Raw genomic sequence first — 24,245 nt, 5'->3', positions numbered from 1 at the left:
GGACCCGGCTGGTTATGGCGTCGCTGCGCATGGGTCGTCGGTACTCGATGACATTGCGTGCCGTCCGCGCCCGGCCCGTCATGACGCACCCGCCAACGCCAATCGGACCGCTTCGGTGAGATCGTGCGCGACCTGCGCCTCGGCCCGCGCCCGATGCACCTCTTCGGGCCGGGTGCGTGCAGTGGGGACGAGTATGGCCCGCGCCCCGGCCGATAGCGCCGCCGCGATATCGGCGCCGGTGTCCCCGATGAGAACGCATCGGCCCACCTCGACGCCGAGATCGGCGGCGGCGCGCCGCACCATGGCGGGCGCCGGTTTACGGCAGGCACAGCCGTCGTCCTCGCCGTGCACGCAGACCTGCCAGGTCGCGAACGGGCCGAGTAGTTCCTCGACGCGCCGGTTCACCGCCGCCAGCTGGCCCGGGGTGATCAGGCCTTTGGCGACACCGGACTGGTTGCTCACGACGCCCAGCTGGACACCGGCCGCGCGCAACATCTGCAGTGCGTCGGCGGCGCCGGGTACCGGCCGGACACCGGCCGGGTCGGCGAGGTAGGGGATATCGACGATCAGCGTGTCGTCCCGGTCGAACAGCAGCGCATGCGGGGCGGGGTGGGTGGCGTGGCGGTGCCGTAGCTCGCCGCGTAACCGGTGCCAGCACGCGGCCGGGGGGATGAGCGCACTGGTCACCGTCATCCGGGTGATCTCGCCGGGCGTGCGCGGTCCGGGCAGGATCCGACGTACCGCGAACCGACCGGTCAGCACCGTCCATGCGGCCGCGAAAACCGATGCGGGGCGGCGTCTCCCGGCGATACCGGCCGCCACGGCCGCCGCACCGAGCGCCGTGGTGAGGACGTGCCGGGGGAGCAGGCCGGGGCCTTCGCCGATGCGCCGGCGCCAGTGGGCGCCGTACTTGCGCCGCATCAGCGCGTTGTCGGCGTTCCCGCGCTGCGCGCGGAGACTGGCCAGCGGACCCGAGTTCCGTGCCGGGTGAACCGTGACCCGCTCGCCCGCCGCGATGGCATAGCCGGCCAGGCAGACCCGGATCGCCAGATCGGCGTCCTCCCGGTACGCGCGCGGGAATCGTTCGTCGAAACCGCCCACCGCGTCGAGGACCGACCGGCGGTAGGCCATATCCGCGGTGATCCAGCGCGCGGTCGCCAGGCCCGCAGTGCCGCGTTCGTCGTCGGTGGGCCGGCGATCGCGCGGCAGCGGGACCTCGATACGGGCCGTGGACGCGCCCGTGGTGTCCGCCAGGCCGAGGAGATCACCGGCCAGCCGGGCCGGCCAATCGGGGGCGACCAGCACATCGTCGTCGAGGAAAGCGATCCACGTGCCCGTGGCATGCCGCCATCCCGCATTGCGTGCCGCGGCCGGGCCGCGGCCGCCGGAGCGGATCACCTGCACCGGTGGAAGTCCCGGTGGCAGGGCGAGTTCCGCGCCGGCGCGCCGATCGTCCACCACGACGATTTCCCGGGGCGCGGGTCCGGTCGCGGTGGCGAGCGCCGACAGCAGCAGCCACAGGCTGTCCCGGCCCATGGTCGGGATGACGATGCTGTAATCCAGCTGCGGGCCCTTCATCGGCGACGCACCAGGAACGGGCCGAGAGCCAGCAGATCGATCGGCGCGGAACCGAAACATTCGAGGGCGTCGCGCGGTGAATCGACCATCGGCCGACCGGCCGTGTTGAGGCTGGTGTTGACCACGACGGGCAGTCCCGTGCGCCGCTCGAATTCCGTGAGCATTCGCGCCGTCAGCGGACTGTCCGCGGTATCGACGGTCTGGACCCGGGCCGTGTGGTCCACATGCGTCACGGCCGGAATACGGTCGCGCCAGACCGGGTCCACATCGTGGACGAACAACATGTACGGGCTGGGCAACGGGCCGCGGTGGAAGATCTCGGCGGCCCGTTCGGCGAGCACCATCGGCGCGACGGGCCGGAACTGTTCGCGGCCCTTCACCTCGTTGAGACGCTCCAGATTGGCCGCCCGGCCGGGATGCGCCAGCAGGGACCGGTGCCCGAGCGCGCGCGGGCCGAATTCGGCGCGGCCCTGGAACCAGGCCACCACCTGATCCGCCGCGAGCGCTTCGGCCACCTCGCCGGCGATGTCCGTGGGCCGGGTGTAGCGGACCTGTGCCGTTCGCAGCACCGCTTCGAGCTCGGCATCCGGCCATTCGCGTCCGAGATCGGCTCCGCGCATCGGGGCGGCTCGTTCCCCGAATTCGGCGGCCAACTGCAGTGCCGCGCCCAGCGCGGTGCCCGCGTCACCCGCCGCGGGCTGTACCCAGATCCGGTCGTAGGGACCTTCGGCGTGCAGCCGGGTATTCGCCACACAGTTGAGCGCGATACCGCCGGCCAGCGTCAGATTCGGCTGCCCGGTCTGCCGGTGCAGCCACGAGGTGAGCTCGAGCAGCACTTCCTCGAGCCGTTGCTGCACACTCGCCGTCAGATCGGCGTGGTCGCGGCCGAGCTCCCCACCGGTGACAGCGGGCGCGAACTCCTCCCAGCGCACCGGTTCGGTACGGAAACCGCCGTCGGCGGTGGGGTAGACGAGTTCCCGGAAACGTTCGAGGAACCGCGGTGTGCCGTAGGACGCCAGCGCCATCACCTTGTACTCGTCGCTGGAGCGGGCGAAACCCAGGTGTTCGGTGAGGTCCTCGTACAGCAGACCCAGCGAATGCGGGAGCTGCTGGGAGGCGAGTTCGACGAATTTGCCGTCCCGGTACTCCCCGGCGAGATAGGACTGGCTCTCGCCGCGACCGTCGGCCACCAGCACAGCCGAATCGCCGAACGGCGCGGCGAGCGCGGCCGAGGCCGCATGCGCGACATGGTGGCGGACGAAACGCACGATCGCCGGGTCGAGACCGGGCAGCGCGGCCCGCAGGAAGGCCGGCGCCCGCCGCGCGTAATCGGTGCGGGTCTCCTCACTCCCGGCGTCCAGACCGCCCAGCGAATGATCGACCAGGCCCGGGTCGTAGGAGTAGCCGACCGCATCGAGCTGGTCGGGCCGCAGGCCGGCCCGTTCCAGGCACCAGGCAGCGGCCTGTTCGGGCATCTCCCACGCCGAGAACGGCACGGGCCGCTTACCGTGCTTACGACGGCTGAATCGTTCTTCTTCCGCGGCGGCGACGATTTCGCCGTCCACGATCACTGCGGCCGCGGGATCGTGGAACACTGCGTTCACACCTAATATGCGCACCGGCTGCCTTTCCACTCGGAACGCGGGCTCGGCCCGCCGATTCGTTCTAGGCGCTACCCGGCACAGTGAGCGCCAAACAAGAGCGCTCCGCTTCGTTACCCGGCGGCGACTAGGCGGATCGCTCAGCGCGCCGATCACACCGGTATGCGACCCCGCGGCAGCGCCGGAAGTTCACTGCGGGGAACGCCCGGCCACCGGGATCGGCGCAGGCGCCGGCGGTACGGTGCGGCCGGCGAACCAGTCGATCGTGCGGCGCAGGCCCTCGGCGCGGTCCACCAGCGGCTGCCATCCCAGCTCGCGCCGGGCCAGCGTGATATCGGGGCACCGGCGTTGCGGATCGTCGATCGCTGCGTCGATGTACTCCAGCGTGGACCCGCTGCCGATCGCCACGCGGATCTCCTCGGCCAGCCCCCGCACGGAGATTTCGTGCGGATTGCCGATGTTCACCGGTCCGGGATGCCCGGAGCCCGCCAGCGCGCGCAACCCGCGCACCGTGTCCTCGACATAACAGAGCGACCGGGTCTGCTCGCCGGTCCCGGCGATGGTCAGCGGTGCGCCCGCCAGCGCCTGGGCGATGAAGGTGGGCACCATCCGGCCGTCGTCGGCCCGCATCCTGGGCCCATAGGTATTGAATATCCGGGCGATTGCGGTGTTCAGCCCGCGCTCGCGGCGATAGGCCGTGGTCAGCGCCTCGGCGTACCGTTTCGCCTCGTCGTAGACACTGCGCGGGCCCACCGGATTGACATGGCCCCAATAGCTCTCGGGTTGTGGGTGGATGCCCGGATCGCCGTACACCTCGCTCGTCGAGGCCAGGACGAAACGGGCACCGTGGCGTTCGGCGAGGTCGAGCGCGTTGGCTGTGCCCAGCGAACCCGCCCGCAGCGTCTCGAGGGGCAGCCGGAGGTAATCCGGCGGGGACGCGGCGGACGCGAGATGGAAGACGATATCGACCGAGCCGATCGCGGGAAACGGCTCGGTGACATCGTGGCGGACGAACTCGAAACCGGGCCGGTCCAGCAGGGCGGCGATATTGTCCGGCGCCGAGGTCGCGAAATTGTCCAGCGCGAGCACGGCCGCGCCGGCGTCGAGCAGCTGCGCGCACAGATGGGAGCCGACGAAACCGGCACCCCCGGTCACCAGCGCACGTTCACGGGCTCGGGCCATATCCACTCCTACCCGGGCAGCCCGCCGATCGCCCGGCGCCGGCTCGGCTGCCCTGACTCGTCACGCAGATGTGCAGATCAGATCATCATTGGGCCTGTTCCCGGCGTGTTCCGGCGGTAGCGTTCGCGGCGGCCACCCGATGGTAGGCACGCAGCGTCTCCACGGTGATCCGGTCCCAGGAATAGCGGGTCCGGACCCGATCACGTCCGGCCCGGCCGAACCGCTGCCTGGTCGACGGCGAATCCAGCAGTTCGCGGACCGCATCGGCCAGCTCGTCGGGCGCCTGCGGGGTGACCAGCGTGCCGGTGACACCGTCGACCACCGTATCGGTCAGGCCGCCCACCGCCGCCGCCACCACGGGCACCCCGCAGGCCATGGCCTCGAGCGGAGTGATGCCGAACGGTTCGTACCACGGAGTGCAGACGGCCACATCCGCCGAGCGCAGCAGCGGCGCCATCTCCTGTCGCGGCACCTGACCGAGCAGCCGCACCCGCTCGCCGACACCGAGTTCCGCCGCCAGCGCCAGCAGCCGGACCGCCTCCGGATCCTCGGCGAGGTTGCCGTCGTCCGGCCCGCCGACGAGGAACAACTCGGTATCGTGCAACCCGGTGAGCGCGGTGATCGCGATATCGAACCCCTTGCGCGGCACCAACCGGCCCACACTGACGATCCGGTGCCGCCCCGACCGCGGCGCGCGCGGTCCTTCGGGCATGAACCGCTCCAGGTCGACACCGCAGGGAATCACCGAGGTCCGGGTGCGCGGCAGGCCCAGCCGGGCCAGTTCGAACACCTCGTCGGTGCAGGTCGCGATCACCCGGTCGGCCTGTTCGGCGATACGCCGTTCCAGATCCACCCGTCCGGGCGGGCTGGTGTCCTTCGGGCCCTGGTAGCGACGCTTCACCACCCCCAGCGCATGGAATGTCTGCAACATCGGGATGCCCAGGGGCCGGCTGGCCGCCAGCGTGGCGAGACCGGACATCCAGAAATGCGCATGCGCCACATCGGGTGGCCGGCGCTGCCATTCGGCGCGCAGATACGCGCCGAATTCGTCCATATGGGGCAGGAGTTCGTCCTTCGGCAGCGGGTGCGGCGGCCCGGCCGGGACCCGGGTCACCCGGTATCCCTGTTCGGTCGTCACAGTACGCGGCGCATCCGCCTGTTCGTGCCGGGTGTAGACGGTGACCTCGTACCCGCGCCGGGAAAGACCCGCGGCCAGTTCGGCGACGTGGACGTTCTGCCCCCCGGCGTCGACACCGCCCAGTGCGGCGAGGGGGCTGGCGTGTTCGGATACCATCGCGATCTTCATCGTTACGCCCTTTCCGACCCGGCTCGAGGCCTGGATATATGCGGCTAGGTGACTTCGGCGAGCAGGACATCCCACCGGCGCAGAAAGGCGCCGAGCCCGTAGTGCTCCAAAGCGAACTGCCTGCCCGACTTGCCCGCCAGGACCGCCAGATCCGGTTCGTGCAGGAATTCGTCGAATTTCGCGGTGAGGGCCGCGATATCGGTGCCGATCGCACCGGCCTCCGGCGGTACCGCGGCGACCGCTTCGGTGGTCGCGAGGGCGACCACCGGCATGCCCAGATGCATCGCCTCCAACAGGGACAGGCCCAGCGAGGTCCACCGCGCGGTGTGCAGATAGACCCGGCGGCGCGCCATCTCGGCGTGCAGCTCGGCCTGGGCGAAATCGCCGATCCCGCGCACCGGATGCGCAGCCGGCCCGGCCGGGACGAATTCGCCCGCGCCGATCCCGAACAGATCGATCGGCCCGGCGCGGGCGAAATCGGCCAGCAGATCGCTACCGGTCACCCGGGCGCGGCGCGTCGCCTCGTTGATGAGCGCGACGCCGTGCGGTAACTCACCGGTGTAGAGCGGCCCCGGATCCACGATGCCGTGCGGCACCACCCTGGTCGGCGCCCGCCCGCTGTCCCACATCAGGTCGTTGAAATGGGTGACGTGCGCCAGTGGGATATCGGTGCGTTCGGCCAGCGGATGCCGGCTGGTGGCCGCGCCGTCGCGGGGCGCGTTGTGCTCGACGTAGATCGCGGGGATATCGGCGCCCGGGCGGCGGCCCAGCCAGCGCTCGGTGAGTTCGATTTCCTCCGGCCGCTGCAAGACGACCACATCGGGTTCGGCACGGCGCAGCGCGTCGGCGGGTACCTCCTCGGCAGCCGGCCAGTCACGGCCGCACCGGCCCCGGCCCCACGGTCCGCCGCCGGCGACCACCGGGAGCAGATACCGGTGCCGGCCTCGGACGAACGACGTGGTCCACGAGCCGTGGACGTGCCAGAGCAGAACCCTGAGCTGCCTCGTCTCGACCATGTCGGTAGCTCTTGCCCTTTCCCGCCGGTTCAAACATGCCGCTGTTCAGCGGAAGATGCGCCCCGCGCAGCCGGTCACCGGTGTTTGAACCGGCCGTTCCAGGCAAAGCCGGAGCGTATGAGCGGACCGAGCACTGTCACAGAACCCATCCGGTACCCGGTAACCGACACGATCGAGATCATCGACCCGGCCACCGGCGGCGCCGTCGGCACGGTGGCCATGACCGGAATCGCGGAGGTGAACCAGCGGGTCGCCACCGCCCGGCGGGCCCGATCGCACTGGGCGTGCACTCCCGCGGCCGAACGCGCCGCGGCGGTACGCGCGGGTGCCGCCCGGCTCCGGGCCCGCACCGGAGAGATCGCCGCGCTCGCCGAATCCGAAACCGGACGCCCGCGCAGCGAAGGCGCCGAAGGAGTAGCGGCCGGGGCGGCGACCCTGGAACAGTACGCCGAACTCGGCCCGGTACACCGGGGCAGAAGCCTGCAGGGCGATAGCGGCGCCACCGACCTGATGGTGTGGGAACCCCGCGGTGTCGTGGTCGCGCTGACCCCGTGGAACGATCCCGTCGCCGTATCGTGCGGCCTGCTCGGCGCCGCCCTGGTCACCGGAAACACCGTGCTGTACAAACCGAGCGAACGTGCCCCGCATACCGGCGCTCTGCTCGGCGAACTCCTCGCGGAGGTGCTACCGGAGGGCGTACTGCAGACACTGCAGGGCGACGGGACCGTCGGCGCGGCATTGGCCGAGCACCCCGGGGTCGATCTCATCGCGCACGTCGGCAGTACCGCCGCGGGCCGGGCGATCGCCCGGAGCGCGGCCGTGACCGGCGCGCATGTGCTGCTGGAGAACGGCGGTAACGATGCGCTGGTCGTGGACGCCGATGTCGACCCGGAATGGGCCGCGGAACAGGCCGCGCTCGGCGCCTTCGCCAACTCCGGGCAGATCTGTGTCGCCGTGGAACGAATATTCGTCCACGAGGCGATCGCGGAGCCCTTCCTGGCAGCCCTGGCCACCGCCGCCCGCTCCTGGTCGCCGGCGCCGCTGGTCGACCGCCGTCATCGCGAGCAGGTGCACGCGCAGGTACGCGACGCGGTGGCCGACGGCGCCGAACCGCTGACCGGCGGGATCGTCCCGGACGGTCCCGGTGCCCACTACCCGGCGACCGTGCTGGCCGGCTGCACCCCGGCGATGCGGATTCTGCGCGAAGAAACCTTCGGCCCGGTCGCACCCGTGCGGGTGGTGCCGACATTCGACCAGGGACTCGCCGAAGCCGCGCAGGACGACTACGGACTCGCCGCGACCGTACTCACCTCGTCGATGGCCAACGCCCAGACCGCCTGGCGGCAGCTGCCCGTCGGCACGGTGAAGATCAATGCGGTGTTCGGTGGCGCACCGGGCGGGGCCGCCCACCCCCGCGGCGCCAGCGGAAGCGGTTACGGCTACGGCCCCGAACTGCTCGACGAGATGACCCGGACGAAAGTCGTGCATATGCAGCCGCCGCCCCGGTAACCGATCGGCGAGCCGACCGAGGCCGAACCGGCCGGGTGACGTTGTCCGGCCGACCAGCCCACGCACGCGATCGCGCCCGGATTGTCTCATTCGGCCGGCAATGCTGGACCGGCCGAGGGCGTCGGTCGGCGAGGTGCTGTCCGGCCGGTACCCGCTCGGATGCCCGAAGCGCCGATGCACAGGGATGTCCCGGCCGGTGAGTCGGCTCGGTGGGCATGCCGCTCGCCGGAGGCCGAGCGTCGCGCCCGGTTCGGCCGGGGTTGCCCCGCTCTGTCGGCCACAGTGGGGTCGAATGCGCATACGGTGGCGGATACCACCTGGCGGGACAACCGGGGCAGTGTCGCGGTGCCGGTGCCAGCGGTGCCCGCGAAAGGGTGTGTTGCAGGACGTGCGGCTGGATGTCGCCCGGCGGATTGCTGTCGGATCCGGTCGATTGGCGCGGTGCGAACCGGGTAAGCGCGCACCATGCGCGTACTGGTGACGGGATGGTCCAGCTTTGTGCACGGGGAAGCGACGGCCGGGGACGTGCTGAGTATGCGCCGGGTCGGCGAGACCTTGGCCGGGGCCGGGATCGCGTACGAGACGGCGTGGAGTCCCCGGTTCCGGCCGCAGGCGCTGCATCTCGACGACGCCGATTCGGGCCGCTACACACATCTCGTATTCGTCTGCGGCCCGGCGCACGGTGAACAGGTGCGCACCTTGCACGAACGCTATGCGAGCTGCCGGCGCATCGCCGTCGGCGTCTCGGTGCTCGACCCGGCCGACGCGGCGGTCACCGGATTCCATCGCGTGCTGGCGCGCGACGATCCGAGCACCGCCCGTCCCGATATGTCGGTATCGGCCGGCACCAGCACTGTTCCGGTGATCGGCGTGGTATTTGCCCCGGGGCAGGCCGAATACGGTTCGGCGCGGCGACACGATTCGGTGCACGACGCACTGGAGCGCTGGCTGGGCGGGCTCGACTGCGCCCGGTTGCCGCTGGACACCCGGCTCGCCGGCGACGACTGGCGCCAGTGCCGCACGCCCGATCAGCTCGCCTCGGTTTTCGCGCGGCTCGACGCGGTCGTCACCACCCGGCTCCACGGCCTTGTCTTCGCCCTGCGTGCGGGCGTGCCCGTGCTGGCGGTGGACCCGGTGGCGGGCGGTGGGAAGGTGACCGCGCAGGCGGCCGCGCTGGGCTGGCCCGCGCTGATCCCCGCCGAAGCGGCTCTCGACAGCACCGTGGTCGACCGATGGTGGCGGTGGTGCCTGTCGGCGGAGGGGCGTGACCATGCCCGCCGAAACGAATTCCCGGCCGCCGATTCCCTGGCGAGCGCCCTCCTCGACGAACTGCTCCCGGGAGCTTGCGCATGAGCCCGGCCGAGGACTCGCTCGCCACCGGCCACCCACCACGCCGGTCGGCCGGAGCCGCAGAATTGACCGCGGCCGGTGCGGCACGCCGTGCTGCCGGTACGGGAGCGCGGACCACCGTGGTGATCGCTACCCGTAACCGTGCACCGGAACTGGCCCGCACCCTGACCGAGTTGCGGGCGCTGCGGCCGCGCCCGGAGATCGTGGTGCTGGACAATGCCTCCGAGGACGACACCGCCGCCGTGGCCGGAACTTTCGCCGGGGTGACGGTGATCCGGTTGCCGCGCAATCTCGGGGCGGCGGCCCGCAATCTCGGCGTCGCGCGGGCCCGTACGCCGTACGTCGCATTCAGCGACGACGACTCGTGGTGGGCCGGTGACGCACTGCCCCGCGCAGAACGGCTGTTCGACGCCTGTCCGCGGCTCGGTCTCGTCGCGGGCCGCACCTTGGTCGGGGCCGGCGACCGGGACGATCCGGTCAACGAACTGATGGCGACCAGCCCACTGGGGCATTCCGCCGATCTGCCGGGCCCCTCGGTTCTCGGTTTTCTCGCCTGCGCGTCGATCGTGCGCCGGGAGGCATACCTGGGGGCAGGCGGGTTCAGCCCGCTGTTGCATTTCGGCGCCGAGGAAAAATTGCTGGCGCTCGACCTGGCCGCGGCCGGCTGGCAGCTCTGCTACGTGGCCGGTATCCGCGCCCACCATCATCCGTCGGCACAGCGGCCACCACCGGGGTGGCGGCGGCGCGCCGAACAGCGCAACAACGCGTTGATCACCTGGATGCGCCGCCCGCTGCGCAGGTGCGTGGCGGAAACAGCCCGGCTGCTCGGCCGGGCGGTGCGGGACCCGCGGACGGTGCCGGTGGTGGCGGGAGTCCTGGGCCGGCTGCCGCGGGCGCTGGCGCAGCGGCGCCGGTTGCCGGCGGAGGTCGAGCGGTGTGCGGGAACGCTGGAACTCGCCGAGGAGAGGAAGTGATCGGATGGGCACCGACCGCATCACGGTGGTGATCATGACCCGTGACCGCCGGGCGCAACTGCTGGACACGCTCGCCGAGATGACCACGCTGCCCGACGCGGCGCCGATCGTTCTCGTCGACAACGCCTCCACCGACGGAACGGCCGACGCGGTCTCCGCGGCGTTCCCCTCGGTGGAGGTGATCCGGGCCCGCGAGAACCTGGGCGCGCTCGCCCGAAATCTCGCGGTCGAACGGGTGCGCACACCCTATGTGGCGTTCTGCGACGACGACACCCAATGGCAGCCGGGTGCGCTCACCCGCGCCGCCGATCTGCTCGACAGGTATCCCGGCCTCGGTTCGGTCACCGGGCGTTGCCTGGTCGCCCCGGATCTGCGCGAGGATCCGATCACGCCGGAACTGCGCGATTCACCCGTGCCCGGCCCCGACTGGCTGCCGGGTCCGGCCCTGCTCGGCGTGATGGCGGCCCTGTCCGCCTTCCGGGTCAGCGCTTTCCGGGAGGTCGGCGGTTTTTCCCGGCGGTTGTGGTTCGGTGGTGAGGAGGAGCTGTTGGCGCTCGATCTGGCAGCGCACGGCTGGTGGATGTGCTGGATCGAGGACATGGTGATCCAGCACGCCCCCTCGGTGATCCGGGATTCGACCGGGCGCCGCGGCCTCGGTATCCGTAACACCCTGTGGACATTGTGGTTACGCCGGCCGCTACGCAGTGCGGCCCGCCGGACCGTCGCGGTGCTGCGGTCCGCGCCGGCCGATGCGGCGACAGCGCGCGCCGTCCTGGCAGCCCTGCGCGGGGCCCCGTGGGTGGTGCGCGAACGTGATGTGGTGCCGGCCGAGGTGGAGGCCGGTCTCGTGCTGCTGGAGGAATCGCAGGCGCGCTCCCCGGCCCGGCGTTACGTGGGCTGAGCCGCCCGCGCCGGACCTGTTCGCTGCGACGTGTCGAATTGCGGGCTCCGGGTATCCGCCGCGCATGAACGCACCGACCGGAATGGCCGAGTCGTACTGGATTCATTCGACCGGGCCGACCACGTACCCGCGGCTCGACCAGGATATCGACACCGAGGTGGCCGTGATCGGCGGCGGTATCGCCGGGCTGTGCTGTGCCTGGGAGATCGCGGGTACCGGCCGGTCGGTCACGGTGCTCGAGGCCGACCGGATCGTCAGCGGAACAACGGGCTACACCACCGCGAAGGTCAGCGCCCAGCACACGCTGGTGTACGACGCGCTGCGGTCGTCGTTCGGCGCCGGTACCGCGCGCTTGTACGCCCGCTCCCAACAGGATGCCGTGGAACATCTGGTGCGTACCGCCGCCGATCTGGGTATCGACTGCGAACTCGAACGGGCGCCGGCCTACACCTATGTCACCTCCGCGGGCGAAACCGCAACCGTGCGCGCGGAGGCCGCTGCCGCGGCCGAGGCCGGGCTACCGGCATCGCTGGTGACCGAGACCGGGCTGCCGTTTCCGGTGGCCGCCGCGATCCGCGTGGACGATCAGGTCCAGTTCCATCCGCGGCGCTACCTGCTCGGGCTGGCCGAGAACCTGCTCCGCGCCGGGGGCACGATCTACGAACGGACCCGGGTGGTGGGACTGGATGAGGGCGATCCCTGCCGTGTGACCACGGAACAGGGCGCGACGGTGCGGGCCCGTGATGTGGTGGTCGCGACGCACTATCCGATCTTCGATCGGGCACTGCTGTTCACGCGATTGCAGCCGCGGCGGGAACTGGCCGTAGCCGGCCCGCTGGACCCCGGCGCCGATCCGCACGGTATGTACATCACCCCCGAGGAGAACACGCGCTCGGTCCGCACCGCCCCCTACGGTGACGGCCGCAGGCTGCTCATCGTCACCGGCGAACATATGCGGCCCGGCGTGGGGTCGACTGCCGCCGCCGTCGATCGGCTGGCCGGCTGGGCGCGGACACATTTCCCGGTGGACTCCCTGGACTTCCACTGGGGCGCCCAGGACAACACCACCTCCGACGGCTTGCCCTATATCGGCCGCTTCCACCCCGGAGCCCGCCACGTCTATGTGAGCACCGGATTCGGCGGATGGGGAATGACGCACGCAATCATGGGCGGCCGGCTGCTCGCGGCCGAACTGGCCGGTGATCCACTCCCGTGGGCCCGGATCTACGACCCGCGCCGGCTGCACCCCCGCGTCGAAACCGGCACCCTGCTGAAATCCGGCCTCGAGGTGGGCCGCCACCTGATCGGCGACCGTCTCGCCCCGAGTACCTTCGTCGATTCCGCCGCTGATCTCGCCCCGGGCAGCGGGGCGGTGATGCGCCGGTCCGGCCGGCGCAGCGCGGTGTACCGGGACCACGACGGCCGGCTGCACGCCGTATCGGCGGTATGCACCCACCTCGGCTGTGTGGTCGCGTTCAACGACGCCGAAACCAGCTGGGACTGCCCCTGTCACGGGTCGCGTTTCGATATCGACGGCAATGTCCTCGAGGGGCCGGCCACGACCGCCCTGGAACGAATCGATCCGGACGAAGACTGACGCCACTCATCGCGCAACCGAACTCGGTGCCGCACCGCCGAAGTGGCACCCCACGATCCGGCTTTGCCGACCACCGGCGGAATCCGTACTCCGCAAAGTCCGGTGCGGCGACTGCCGCACCCTGGCCCGCCGATTGCTGTCGCGGGGCAACTGCGGGCCCGCTGCGACTTCGGCGTTCGAAATGGTCCGGGACCGAGTTGCGCGCTCGTGCGGAGGCAATCGAATCGGGACGCGACTATTTTGCTCGACGCTGTCGCCTTGCTCACCTTGCCCGGTCCCGGCCGAATGCCCGGATCCCGTGCCGACGAAAGGTGGCGCGATGAACACAACGAGGGCGGAATCCGGCTCAATGTGGTGGCGCCACACTCCGTAACCCCGCCGGTTCGACCGTGAATTCCAGCCTGTAGTTGTCGAGGGTCGCGGGCAGCGGGATGCCCGGGGTGAGATCGTGCGAGCGTAACCGCAGTTCCGGTCCGGACAGCAGATGGGCGAGCAGCGCGCTGGTGACGAACAGGACCAGGTTCCGGCCGGGACATTCGGCCGGACCGGCACTGAAGGGCACCAGTTGCGGATACTGTTCCGCGCGGCCGTCCAGCCATATCTCCGGGTCGAAGCTGTCGGCGAACGGCAGCCGCCGGTCGCGGTGGAACGCCGGGGCCAGGATCAGCAACGCTGCGCCGGGCTCGAGCGCGAACTGTTCGGAACCCGTGCGCCATCGGGTCCATTCGGTGGTATCGCGCAGGATCACCGGGGTGGTGGGCCACAATCGGATCGATTCGAGAACACACGCCCGCAGGTACGGCCGCAGCCGCGCCCGTTCCGGCGCTTCGGCGTCGGCCCGGGCGCGAGCGCGCTGCTCCGGGTGTTCGGTGAGCAGGGCCAGCGCCCGGGACAGCGCGATACCCGCCGCGTCGAAGGCGAACAGCCACTGCGGCATCTGTCCCACCGGGTCGATTGCCCCGCCGGCGGGGATATCGGCCAGCGCCCCGGCCAGACTGCCGGGTTCGGCCGTTTCGACATAGCCGTACAACCGGGCGAGGAACCGCTCTCGCCGTTTCCGCAGCGGTGGTGCCGCAAACGACCAGTTCGCCGCGCCGCGCAGCCGCCACAGCTCATCGGTGATCGCGTCGTCGGTGCGGGCCTGCTCGCCCAGCACCACCCGGCGCACCAACCGCCACCACGCGGCCGTGAAATCCGCTGCGTCCACCGCACCGCGCCGCCCGGCCTGTTCGATCAGGACCTCGGCTTCGCCGGCCACTTTTGCCGCGAACGGTTCGGCCAGACGATGCAGGGGCGCACCGGTATCGAGTGCCGTCTCGTTCACGGACCGGCGCCTTTCGCGGATGGGTCCCTGCGATATCAGCACTCCGTGCGGCTGGAACTGCTCCAGCGCGGCCCGCTTCTCCCGGTTCGCCGGATCGAAGGGGGCAGGCGCTCCGGCCAGCACCCGGCCGATATCGCCGGGGTCGAGTATCACGATCACCCGGCGCCCGGGTACGACCAGCTCCACCGGCCCCCGGCCGAACTCCGTCCGCAACCTTTCCCAGCGGCGCGCTGCGCGTTCGTCGGCCTGGATCCGTTCGAGTAGTGCGAGCACCGGCCGGCGGCGCGCGATCACACCGGCGCTGATCGCCGGAAAGCCCAGCTCCACCAGGGTTGTGGCCGCCCGAATCCCAGTGAGTCGGTGCGCGTGCACATCGGCCATCCCGTCTCCTTCCGCCGTTTTCGTCGCCGGCTGCCCACCGTCGAGTGCGCGAGCGCCGACTGCGCGCCTCCTGAGTGCCCGACTGCCGGTCGTCGAGTGCGTGACTGCGGGTCGTCGCGTGCCTGACTGCCGACCGCTGACTGCCGACCGCTGACTGCCGACTGCCGACCGCCGACCGCCGACCGCCGACCGCCGACCGCCGACCGCCGACCGCCGACCGCCGACCGCCGACCGGGCTCGCGTACCCCAGCCGCTCCTGCCGAAACAGGGGGTCGGTAACAGGGGGTCGGTCTGGGCGGTATCGCCCCGTTCCAACCGGGGGCGCCGAGAACTTTCACCCGTCACTCGGCCGGGTCCTCCTCCCGGGTGCGGCCGTGAGCCCTACAGAATCGGCCGCCCGCCGGTCACCGCGACCCGTGCGCCGGAGATATAGCTGCCTTCGTCGGAGGCGAGTAGCACGTAGGCGGGCGCGAGTTCGGCCGGCTGACCGGCGCGGCCGAGGGGGGTATCGTCGCCGAACGCGCTGACCTTCTCGTTGGGCATGGTGGACGGGATCAGCGGGGTCCAGATGGGCCCTGGTGCCACGCTGTTGACCCGGATTCCCTTGTCGCCGAGCAGTTGCGCCAGACTGGCGGAGAAGTTGGCGATGGCGGCCTTGGTGGCGGCGTACGGTGCCAGCGTGGGGGAGGGAGTATCGGAGTTCACCGAGGAACTACCGATGATCGAGCCACCCGCGGGCATATGCGGCAGGGCGGCCTTCACCAGGTGGAAATAGGCCTGGATATTCACTTTGAACGTGTAGTCGAATTCTTCGTCGCTGATCTCTTCGAGGGTGTTGTGGGTCATCTGGTAGGCCGCATTGCTGACCAGGACGTCGATCCGGCCGAATGCCTCTACTGCCCGGTCGATCACGGCCCGGCAGTGCGCCGGATCGGACAGGTCGCCGGGGACCAGTACGGCCCGGCGGCCCGCCTCCTCGATCAGCGCACCCACTTCGGCGGCGTCGTCGTGTTCGTCGAGGTAGGAGATCAGGATATCGGCGCCCTCGCGGGCGAAGGCGATGGCGACGGCCCGGCCGATTCCGCTGTCACCGCCGGTGATCACCGCCGTTCTACCGGTCAGCTTCCCACTGCCCCGGTAGCTCTGCTCGCCGCAATCCGGAACCGGTGTCATCCGCGACTGGACACCGGGCACCTCTTGCTGTTGTTCCGGGAACCCCATTGTTGTGCTCCTTCCGTGGCGAACGAGAACCGCCGTATCGATGCCGTACCGGTCGAGCACCGGGTTGCCGCGGTGCCGTGATCGAAACCGGCCGGGGCGATCCGGCCGTCGGCGCGAGGTGCCGTCGCCCGCGAGTTCTCGGGCGCGGCCACCCGGGCCGCGGGTTTGGGCGCGCCCCGAGCGGGAAGCGCCTCCCTCGAGGCGCGGTCTGTGTGGGCCGCGGACCCCTTGTGAGCAGGAGGATGTTTGTGACCGAAACGCCGGATCCCGGCACTGTGGTCATCGGTGTGGTGGCCGATCCCGACCTGCCCGCGCGCCTCGCCCAGGACCTGGCGCGATCCCTGCCCGCGGCGCTCGCCCGCGAGGACGACCGGATCGAGTGGCGGGTGGAAGTTCTCGACGACCCGTTCGAAGCGATGTATCCGGATATCGAATACGTCATCGACAAGGCCGCGCGTCATGTTCGCAACACCTCCTGGGACCTCGCCCTGTGCCTGACCGACCTGCCGATGCGCAGTGACGGCCGGGTCGTACTGGCATCGCTGGATCTGCGGCATCGGGTCGCCCTGGTTCCGTTACCCGCGCTCGGTGGCCTCCACTTGCGGCGCCGGCTCCGGGAGCTGGCGGCCGGGCTCGTCGAGGCACTGCGCACCGGCGCGGCGACGACCGCGCGTCCCGGGTACGAGGCGGCGGTCCGGGCACCGTTCCGGGCCGTGCGGATCGTCGACGACGGTGCCGACGCGGTACTCGTGGAGCGGGGCGGTCCGGCGCGGCTCGCGGGTCTGCTCGCCGGTATGGTGCGCGCGAACCGGCCGTGGCGGTTGTTCATCGGATTGTCCTCGGCCCTGGCCGGGTCGCTGGCCGGTACCGCGTTCGGGATCCTCTATTCGAGTATCTGGCAGCTGGCGACCGCGCTGGGCGGGTTCCGGCTCACCGGAGTGGTGCTCGTGGCGGTCACCGCGCTCTCGGTGTGGATCGTGGTCGGCCACGGTCTGTGGGAGTCGCAAACTTTCCAGGGCTCACTCCGGGCGCGTGATCTCCGGTTGCGGAATACCGGAACGGTGCTCACGGTGGCCATCGGCGCGGTGGTCTTCTACGCGGTGCTCTTCCTCTGCACTTGTGCGGCAGTAGCTCTCGTCATCCCGCCGACCTACCTGGCGACCGTACTCGGTGGCCCGGTCGGCCCCGGCGATTACCTCACCATTGCCGCGATGGCGAGCGCGCTGGGCACCGTGGCCGGCGCGGTCGGGTCGGGGCTGGAGGACGATCTCACGGTCCGCAAGGCCACCTACGGCTATCGCGACCGGGAACGCCGTAGCCGGGTCGATCGGCAGCGCGATCGAGAGACCTCCTGAACCGGCGCCGCCGACCCCGGCCGGGCCCGGGCAAGTGCGAAAACTCGCCCGGTGATTGCGGTGTCATCGCCGGCGAGCCCCGGACACCGGGCGGGAGACCAGACGGCTCAGACCCGCAGCTCCTGAGCCTTGGTCTTGGCCCCCTGCACCATGAGATGGAAGGCGTCCGGGTCCCCGCGTAACAACGATTTACCCAGATCCTTGATCTGTTCGTAGGAGGCGTGCGGCGGAATGGGTGGAACATCCGGATCGCAGCGCACGTCGAGCACCGTGGGGCTGTCGGTGGCCAGGGCCCGCTCCCACATATCCCCGATATCGCCGGGACGGTCGATGGCGATACCCTCCAGTCCCATCTCGTGTGCCAGATCGGCGTAGGGTACATCGGGAAGATTCTGGGATTCTTCGAATTTCGGCGCCCCGCCCATGGCGCGCAGCTCCCAGGTGACCTGGTTGAGGTCGTTGTTGTGGAAGACACAGACGATCAGCCGCCGATCCTGCCAGAGGTGCTGGTAGCGCGCGATGGTCATGAGTTCGCCGAGGCCGTTCATCTGCATGGCTCCGTCGCCGACCAGGGCGATCACCGGCCGGTCGGGGTGCGCGAATTTCGCGCCGATCGCATACGGCACACCGGGCCCCATGGTGGCCAGCGTGCCCGAGAGCGAGCCACGCATATCGCCGCGGAAGCGCAGACAGCGGGCATACCAGTTGGTGGACGACCCGGAATCGGCAGTGACGACGGCGTTCTCGGGAATCCGCTCGGAGAGTTCGGTGACCACTCGCATCGGGTTGATCGGTTTCGCTTCCACCGCCGCCTGCTGCGCGATCGTCTCCCACCAGCGGGTCACATTCTTCTCGACGGTATCCCGCCACGTGCGGTCCGTTTTGCGCTCCAGCAAGGGAAGCAACTGCCGCAGAGTCGATTTCGCGTCCCCGACGAGATTGACCTCGGTGGGGTAGCGCATGCCGATCAGCGCGCCGTCGATATCGATCTGCACCGCACGGGCCTGATCGAAGTCCGGCAGGAACTGGCTGTACGGGAAATTGGAACCCACGATGAGCAAGGTGTCGCAGTCCCGCATCAGTTCATAGCTGGGCCGGGTACCGAGCAGCCCGATGGACCCGGTGACGAACGGCAGCTCGTCGGACAGTACATCTTTGCCGAGCAGCGCCTTGGCGATCCCCGCACCGGTGAGTTCGGCGACCTCGAGCACCTCCGCGGCGGCGGCCCGCGCGCCCTGCCCGATGAGCATCGCGACCCGTGTGCCCTGGTCGATCACCTCGGCCGCCCGCTCGAGTTCCGCCGTCGGCGGGGTGAGCGTGGTGTGCTGGCTGCTGGGCGGGCTCGACGGCACCTGTTTGAACGCGTGCTCCGGTGGCTCGTACTGCTCTTCCTGCAGGTCGGCGGGCAGTATCACCACCGTCGGCGCGCGCCGCGACATTGCGGTGCGGAAGGCGCGGTCCAGCGCGTTGGGGAGCTGGCTCGCGACGTTCACCTCGACGAGATAGTCCGAGGCGACATCCTTGAACAGCGATTGCAGGTCGACTTCCTGCTGGTAGTTACCGCCCATCGCGCTGCGCGCCGTCTGGCCGACGATCGCGACCACCGGGACGTGGTCGAGCTTGGCGTCGTAGAGGCCGTTGAGCAGATGGATCGCACCGGGGCCCGAGGTCGCGGTGCACACCCCGACCTTCCCGCTGAACTTGGCGAAACCGGTCGCCTGGAATGCCGACATCTCCTCGTGGCGTGACTGGACGAACCGGGGCCGGTTGTCGGCGCGGCCGAAGGCGGCCACGAGCCCGTTGATCCCGTCGCCCGGGTAGCCGAAGACCTGGTCGACACCCCATTCGCGGAGACGTTGCAGTACGTAATCGCCCACCTGCAGCGACATGAGTCCTCCTGGGTGTGGTGGATGGCGCGGCGTCGCGGGCGGCCTACCCGTTCGGCGCCTGTTCAACCACGGCGCCCGGCGACGGTGCGGGCTGGTGCCGCCCCGGTCGGGTCGAACGTTGCGGCAGCTCGTTCCTGCAACAGCTGGTCCGGTGACCACCGGACGATTTCACGGCCGGTGCCCGCGGCGCCGGCGATCAGGCGGCAGGCGGCTCTCGTCGCGTGGCCATTGCCGTTGCGGCGGCGGATGGATACCCGACCGTTGCCGCCGCAGCCGCAGCGATGCCCGAATGTGATCGGCTGCCGTATTCGGGTAACCGGTGCCGGAGAACCCTGGAGGTGGTTGGCATGAACGATAACGGTGGCCTCGAACGCGATACTGCGTGGTCGCTCGACCCGGCGAATCCGGCCGATCCTTTGCAGATGGCCGATCCGATGAGCCCCGCCGACCCGATGAGCTCGGCGGACCCGGTCGATCGCGTGGACTCGGAAAACGCGACGGTTCCGATGAACCCGGGGGACTCGATGAGTCCGGTCGACCCGGCCGATTCCATGACGCCGCGGGTTCCGGTGGCCCGGGAGAAGCCGATGCGAACCTGGCTGTGGCCCACGCTCTTGATCTTCGGGCTGGTCATCGGTGTAGCGCTGGTGGTGATGGTGCTGGTGAGCTCGGCGGACTTCGGCGATCAACCCGCACGGGTGACCCCGACGCCCGGATCGTGCCACCCGTTCTGTACGGAAACCGGCGCGCCGCCTGCACCGTGATCTGCTGATCGACGGTCACCGGCAAACGCCGCGCAGGTCCGCGGCGGAACAGGCGCAGGTTCGTCCGGACCGCGGTATACGCAGCCGATTCCGGGCAACTCTGGCGAGCGCGCCGCGGGAAGCAGCATGGCCGGCACCGGCCGTCCGACGGACGGGGCGGTTTTCGCGAGTCGACGCGTCCGGGCCGGGTACGCGCTACCGGGTCAAGCCGAATGCGGCAGGCTGGTGAGCGCGCGGACCGCGTCGGCCAGCGGGATCATCCGTTCGGACTGCTCGGCGAGCAGGCCCATCTCGATGTACTGGCGGATCAGGATGGACGGTGTCACACCGTGTTCGGCGGCCTTGCGCCGGACCCGGTCGCGCATCTCGGGCGTCCATTTGAACGAGGTGGCGACCATACCCTGTTCGATCCGGTCCGTGGTCGGCGGTAGCGGTGGCAGAGCGGCCGCGTCGTCGTAGGCGAGCGAGTTCAGGAAGTCCTCGGCCGCCTCGGGAGTCCGGGGGTAGCCGGGGCCGGGTTCGTTATCGGTCATCTCGGGTCGCCTCCCATGCGGTGTATTCGGCGAGCTGGTGGGGCCGCATCGGGCTCGCCAGCAGAATCTGCCAGCGGGCGTCGGCGCGGAGCCACCGCAGCAGCACGATCAGGGCGCGGCCGTCGTCGGTACGACCCCAGACGGTCGCGGTGGGTAGTCCCTCGCGGCTCGTCGCCGCCCGGGGCCACCGCCGCGGTGAATACAGCACCTCCAATACTTCCCAGGGCTCGATTCCGCTGCGGTGGAGCAGGTCGTACGCTCCGGCCCACCATTCGTATTGCCCGTGATCCACGGGCACCCACGATAATACCCCGGTATTACCCGCGCGGCCCAGAGCCGGCCCCGGCGGACACGGTCAGGCGGATGCGGGTACCGGGGTGTTCTGCCGTGCCGCGACCCACCAGCGCCCATCTTCCTGGACCAGCACGTACAGCGCGACCATCGCGGGATCGCGGTCGATGGGTTCACCCTGCGCGGTGACCGCGCGGGCGGCCTTGTGGGCGATGGCGATATCCGGGCGGAGGAACACGATATCGGTCACCTCGTACCGTACGTATTCGTCGGCGAGGAAACCGGCGAGACCGTACCGGGCGGCATCCAGGAGGGCGTCGTACCCGGAGACGATCGCGCCCACCGCATTGCCGGCCGCGGCATCGGCGGTGAATCCGCTGACCATCAACTCCGCGTCGTTGGTGTTGTATCCGGTTTCGACATCGGTGACCAGCTGCCGGATCGCGGCGATATCGGCGGCGTGGTCGGCCGTGTGGTCGGCGACCACGGGGCGTTCGAAGGCTGTCGCGCTCATGACGACAGCTTGCAACCTCGACCAAGGTTGCGGTCAAGGCTGCTGAGTGTGGTACCGATCACGGGCTGCAGCCGGTCAGCGCAACCGGACCACGGCTGTCGCGCGGCCGAATACCCGGCGGCCCTGGTGCCGGGCGGTGAGCGCGACGGTCGCGGTACGCGTGGCGGGATCGGTTGCCTTCACCCGGCCGGTGAATTCGATGTCGGCGCCCTCGCGGGTGACGAAGACCGGACTGGTGAGACGGACCGCGTACTCCCGGAGCGCACCCGGATCGCCGAGCCAGGAGGTGACGAAGCCGGCGGCCGTGCCGATCGTCAGCATCCCGTGCGCCACCGGGGCCTCGAGGTCCACGCGGCCGGCGACCTCGGCACTCCAGTGAATCGGGTTCGGATCCCCGGAGACCCCGGCGTAATTCACCAGATCGCCGATCGTGAACCGCACCGTCCGGGCGGGCAGTTCGTCGCCGGCCCGGACCGTATCGAAATCGCGGACGGACGGGCCGGCCGGCGGCTCGGCGGCGGGCCGGGCGGGCCGCAGAGCCGGTGGGCGCACGGCCGAACCCGCCCGCCGGACCGGGACGGTGCGATCGCCGCCGGGCCGGAAACCGTGCATGAGGACGCCGGCACCCAGTTCGCCGAGATCCGGGCCGGCGCCGCTACGCCCGACCACATCGGTCCGCGACACCAGAACCAGCGCACCATTCTGATCGGTGACCACGGTTTCGAACGACATGAGATCGCCGCCGAACGCATGGCGTACCGATTCGAGATGGACCTCGAATGATAAGGCGTCACCCGGCCGAATCGGCTGGTGATAACGGATCACCTGATCGGTCTGCATGACCTGGCTCAGGTCGTAGCCGGTCATCACGGATTCGAACATTTCGGTCTGCGCGAGGAACCCGGGCACCGAGAAGAACGTCGCCGGGGCGATCAGGCCGTCGTATCCGTAGTCGATACCGGCGCCCTCGGACCAGTGCACCGGATGGTGATCCTGCACGGCGCGGGCGAACTCGCGGATCTTCTCCCGGCCGACCACATAATGGTCGCGGGCGCGGTAACGCAACCCCACCGGGAGCTCACCGGCGACGAAAGTGTTGCCGGGGGAATCGATTACATCCTCATGCGCCATGAACCCGAACCTTACCCAGTCGATACCGATACTGCTGAGCGACTGCATTGCACCCGGGCCGGGCATAGCCGTCCGGGGCCGAGGCGGCAGACGTCACCCGATATTCGCCGAGAGGTCAGGCAGCATCCGAAGAGCCTGATCGGCCCAGTTGTTCCAAGCGTGGATACCGTGGGAGGGGAAGTCGTAGTGCACGTTCTGTGCCCCCAGGGTCGCCATCCGGACCTGGAATGCCCGGGTGTTCACCAGCGCCAGCGCCTCCAGACCCATGCCGTTGACGGTGCCGATACTCGGGCCGTCGGTCGCGGTGGGCAGCCCGCTCGCGGCCGAAACCCACAGGCGTGTGTTGTTGGCGACCAGGTGGGGTGCGGCGACGAACGGGTCGATATGCAGCCATTTCGGATCCCACGGCGCAGCCATCGAATCCACGTTGTAACCGCCGGCGTCGATCATCGCCACCCGGATCGCCTCCCGCATACCGGGCGCCGAGATGTTCAGGTAGCCGGAATAGGAGCCGGCGAAGCTGAACTGGCCCGGGTAGTGCGCGGCAAGGGTGAGTGCGGCGCTACCTCCCATCGACAGGCCGAACACGCCGTTGCGGTGGCTCGCGAAACCCAGTCGGTCGCGCAGGGCGTTGGGCAGATCGCGGGTCAGGAAGGTCTCCCACTTATAGGTGTAGGACTTCCCGGGGCCCTCCGCCAGCACCTGCAGCCCGCCGGATCCGGACGCCGAACCCGACGACGACCCGTTCCCGGACCCGGTTCCCGGCGGAAGGCCGAGGAAGGTGCTGGGAGCGTTCCAATCGGTGTAGAAGCTGGACTGCCCGCCGACCGGCATCACCACATTGATATTCCACTTGGTGAATTCCCGGGCGATATCGGTATCGATCTCCCAGCCGCTGAGATCCTCCCGGGCGCGCATCCCGTCGAGCGCGTACACCACCCGGGAGGTATTGCCGTCGGCGGCACGGAATACGCGGGATTTGATGGGGCCCATGGCGGAGTCGACCCAGAAATCGGTACCCGCGGGATCGAAGGCGGCCCGTGCGGCGGGAGCCCCGCCACTGACCAGTGATATTGCCTGGATCATCACGGCGAGCGCGGCGGTGGCCAGCCAGAATCTACGGCGGCTGCGGAGGGCGAGGGTCGCCGGTGACAATCGCATGAGGGAACAGGGCCTTTCGTCCGGTGTGAGCACATCGTGCGTCCGGCCGGCTTCCGCCGTCCGGACGCTTCCCGACCGGTGCCGAACAACGCGTGGCCCCGCCACGGCATCGGCATACCGGTAGCTGTGTCGTTCCCGGAAAGCGTTCCGTTACCTTTTTGTGATGTGTCACGCGACAGAGCCGGTCCGCCTATGACCGGTTCCGGTCGCCCGGGGTGGCCGCCGCAATCCCCTCCCCGCTACTTGTGCGCTTTCTTGTACGCCTCGATCACCTCGGCCGCGATCCGGCCGCGGTTCGAGACCTCCATACCGTTGGCGCGGGCCCATTCGCGGATGGCCTGGGTCTGCCGTGTATCGGTCGCGGCCTGGGCGGGACGTTTGCTCTTGGTGGCCCGGCCGCCGGTCCGGCGTGCGTGCGCAGCCCACCCTCCGACGATATCGCGCAGCTTGCCGGCGTTACGTGCCGAGAGATCGATCTCGTAGGTGACACCGTCCAGAGCCAAGGTGACGGTCTCCTCCGCCGGGGAAGTTCCGTCGTAGTCGTCGACCATCTCGACGATGACCTTGCGCGCCATGCGTTCCTCCGAAAGTGGGCATAATGTCCCGGCAATCGTAGCGATAACCTTACGGCGCACCGGAACCGGCGCTGTGGCAGCGGAGCCGGCTC

The 24,245-nt window shown here is 70.0% G+C and carries 21 protein-coding genes; 7 read left to right on the top strand and 14 right to left on the bottom strand.

Annotated features, from left to right (window positions below; all coding sequences use genetic code 11):
- Positions 1 to 78: 78 nt before the first annotated feature.
- The 5 genes from IU448_RS29515 to IU448_RS03970 all read right to left on the bottom strand — a co-directional run bounded on the left by IU448_RS29515 (position 79) and on the right by IU448_RS03970 (position 6,683).
- Positions 79 to 1,578: an HAD-IIIA family hydrolase gene (locus IU448_RS29515; RefSeq protein WP_195054100.1), complete on the bottom strand. Its 1,500-nt coding sequence runs from the start codon at positions 1,576 to 1,578 to the stop codon at positions 79 to 81.
- The gene (locus IU448_RS03985) at positions 1,575 to 3,197 is read right to left on the bottom strand and encodes a carbamoyltransferase (RefSeq protein WP_195054099.1); all 1,623 of its coding nucleotides are present in this window, start codon (positions 3,195 to 3,197) and stop codon (positions 1,575 to 1,577) included. The genes IU448_RS29515 and IU448_RS03985 overlap by 4 nt, the downstream gene beginning before the upstream one ends.
- 171 nt (positions 3,198 to 3,368) lie before the next feature.
- Positions 3,369 to 4,361: a UDP-glucuronic acid decarboxylase family protein gene (locus tag IU448_RS03980; RefSeq protein ID WP_195054098.1), complete on the bottom strand. Its 993-nt coding sequence runs from the start codon at positions 4,359 to 4,361 to the stop codon at positions 3,369 to 3,371.
- Between the two features lie 85 nt (positions 4,362 to 4,446).
- The gene (locus tag IU448_RS03975) at positions 4,447 to 5,667 is read right to left on the bottom strand and encodes a glycosyltransferase (RefSeq protein ID WP_195054097.1); all 1,221 of its coding nucleotides are present in this window, start codon (positions 5,665 to 5,667) and stop codon (positions 4,447 to 4,449) included.
- Between the two features lie 44 nt (positions 5,668 to 5,711).
- Entirely contained in the window at positions 5,712 to 6,683 is a 972-nt protein-coding gene (locus IU448_RS03970; protein WP_195054096.1) for a glycosyltransferase, read from the bottom strand.
- 117 nt (positions 6,684 to 6,800) lie between these two features.
- On the opposite strand from IU448_RS03970, the gene IU448_RS03965 reads away from it, so the two are divergent.
- From IU448_RS03965 to IU448_RS03945, 5 genes are all read left to right on the top strand, one after another.
- Positions 6,801 to 8,192, top strand: coding sequence for an aldehyde dehydrogenase family protein (locus IU448_RS03965; protein WP_195054095.1), 1,392 nt, complete (start codon positions 6,801 to 6,803; stop codon positions 8,190 to 8,192).
- 465 nt (positions 8,193 to 8,657) lie between these two features.
- Positions 8,658 to 9,545 (top strand): polysaccharide pyruvyl transferase family protein, encoded by an 888-nt coding sequence (locus tag IU448_RS03960; protein ID WP_195054094.1) that lies wholly within the window; start codon positions 8,658 to 8,660, stop codon positions 9,543 to 9,545.
- Complete coding sequence (locus IU448_RS03955) at positions 9,542 to 10,516, top strand: glycosyltransferase family 2 protein (RefSeq protein ID WP_195054093.1); 975 nt, start codon at positions 9,542 to 9,544, stop codon at positions 10,514 to 10,516. Before IU448_RS03960 ends, IU448_RS03955 begins: the two co-directional genes overlap by 4 nt.
- A 4-nt stretch (positions 10,517 to 10,520) precedes the next feature.
- Complete coding sequence (locus IU448_RS03950) at positions 10,521 to 11,417, top strand: glycosyltransferase family 2 protein (RefSeq protein WP_195054092.1); 897 nt, start codon at positions 10,521 to 10,523, stop codon at positions 11,415 to 11,417.
- Between the two features lie 64 nt (positions 11,418 to 11,481).
- Positions 11,482 to 13,014, top strand: a complete 1,533-nt coding sequence (locus IU448_RS03945; RefSeq protein ID WP_195054091.1) for an FAD-dependent oxidoreductase — start codon at positions 11,482 to 11,484, stop codon at positions 13,012 to 13,014.
- 346 nt (positions 13,015 to 13,360) lie between these two features.
- Here the strand turns inward: IU448_RS03945 and IU448_RS03940 are convergent, their stop codons facing one another.
- On the bottom strand, positions 13,361 to 14,719 hold the full coding sequence (locus tag IU448_RS03940; RefSeq protein WP_195054090.1) for a cytochrome P450: 1,359 nt from the start codon (positions 14,717 to 14,719) through the stop codon (positions 13,361 to 13,363).
- A 381-nt stretch (positions 14,720 to 15,100) separates the two neighbouring features.
- Positions 15,101 to 15,940 (bottom strand): glucose 1-dehydrogenase, encoded by an 840-nt coding sequence (locus IU448_RS03935; RefSeq protein WP_195054089.1) that lies wholly within the window; start codon positions 15,938 to 15,940, stop codon positions 15,101 to 15,103.
- A gap of 248 nt (positions 15,941 to 16,188) precedes the next feature.
- Between IU448_RS03935 and IU448_RS03930 the strand changes: the two genes are divergently transcribed.
- Positions 16,189 to 17,295, top strand: a complete 1,107-nt coding sequence (locus IU448_RS03930) for a hypothetical protein (RefSeq protein WP_195054088.1) — start codon at positions 16,189 to 16,191, stop codon at positions 17,293 to 17,295.
- 107 nt (positions 17,296 to 17,402) lie between these two features.
- Here the strand turns inward: IU448_RS03930 and IU448_RS03925 are convergent, their stop codons facing one another.
- A complete protein-coding gene (locus IU448_RS03925) occupies positions 17,403 to 19,184 on the bottom strand; it encodes a thiamine pyrophosphate-requiring protein (RefSeq protein WP_195054087.1) in 1,782 nt (593 codons plus the stop codon).
- Positions 19,185 to 19,531: 347 nt separating this feature from the next.
- Between IU448_RS03925 and IU448_RS03920 the strand changes: the two genes are divergently transcribed.
- Positions 19,532 to 19,948, top strand: a complete 417-nt coding sequence (locus tag IU448_RS03920; protein ID WP_195055144.1) for a hypothetical protein — start codon at positions 19,532 to 19,534, stop codon at positions 19,946 to 19,948.
- Positions 19,949 to 20,151: 203 nt separating this feature from the next.
- Here IU448_RS03920 and IU448_RS03915 read toward each other — a convergent pair whose 3' ends face one another.
- From IU448_RS03915 to IU448_RS03890, 6 genes are all read right to left on the bottom strand, one after another.
- Positions 20,152 to 20,481: a hypothetical protein gene (locus IU448_RS03915; protein ID WP_195054086.1), complete on the bottom strand. Its 330-nt coding sequence runs from the start codon at positions 20,479 to 20,481 to the stop codon at positions 20,152 to 20,154.
- On the bottom strand, positions 20,471 to 20,773 hold the full coding sequence (locus IU448_RS03910; protein ID WP_195054085.1) for a hypothetical protein: 303 nt from the start codon (positions 20,771 to 20,773) through the stop codon (positions 20,471 to 20,473). The genes IU448_RS03915 and IU448_RS03910 overlap by 11 nt, the downstream gene beginning before the upstream one ends.
- A gap of 63 nt (positions 20,774 to 20,836) precedes the next feature.
- Complete coding sequence (locus IU448_RS03905; RefSeq protein ID WP_195054084.1) at positions 20,837 to 21,286, bottom strand: SgcJ/EcaC family oxidoreductase; 450 nt, start codon at positions 21,284 to 21,286, stop codon at positions 20,837 to 20,839.
- A gap of 75 nt (positions 21,287 to 21,361) precedes the next feature.
- The gene (locus IU448_RS03900; RefSeq protein WP_195054083.1) at positions 21,362 to 22,417 is read right to left on the bottom strand and encodes a fused (3R)-hydroxyacyl-ACP dehydratase subunits HadA/HadB; all 1,056 of its coding nucleotides are present in this window, start codon (positions 22,415 to 22,417) and stop codon (positions 21,362 to 21,364) included.
- 93 nt (positions 22,418 to 22,510) lie between these two features.
- Entirely contained in the window at positions 22,511 to 23,578 is a 1,068-nt protein-coding gene (locus IU448_RS03895) for an alpha/beta hydrolase (protein ID WP_195054082.1), read from the bottom strand.
- Between the two features lie 239 nt (positions 23,579 to 23,817).
- The gene (locus IU448_RS03890) at positions 23,818 to 24,153 is read right to left on the bottom strand and encodes a histone-like nucleoid-structuring protein Lsr2 (RefSeq protein ID WP_195054081.1); all 336 of its coding nucleotides are present in this window, start codon (positions 24,151 to 24,153) and stop codon (positions 23,818 to 23,820) included.
- Positions 24,154 to 24,245 lie beyond the last annotated feature (92 nt).

Origin of the sequence: Nocardia flavorosea, assembly GCF_015477805.1 — a bacterium.
GTDB lineage: Bacteria > Actinomycetota > Actinomycetes > Mycobacteriales > Mycobacteriaceae > Nocardia > Nocardia flavorosea_A.
Note: the sequence above shows the minus strand (reverse complement) of the source record. Positions and strands in the feature narration are given on the sequence as shown.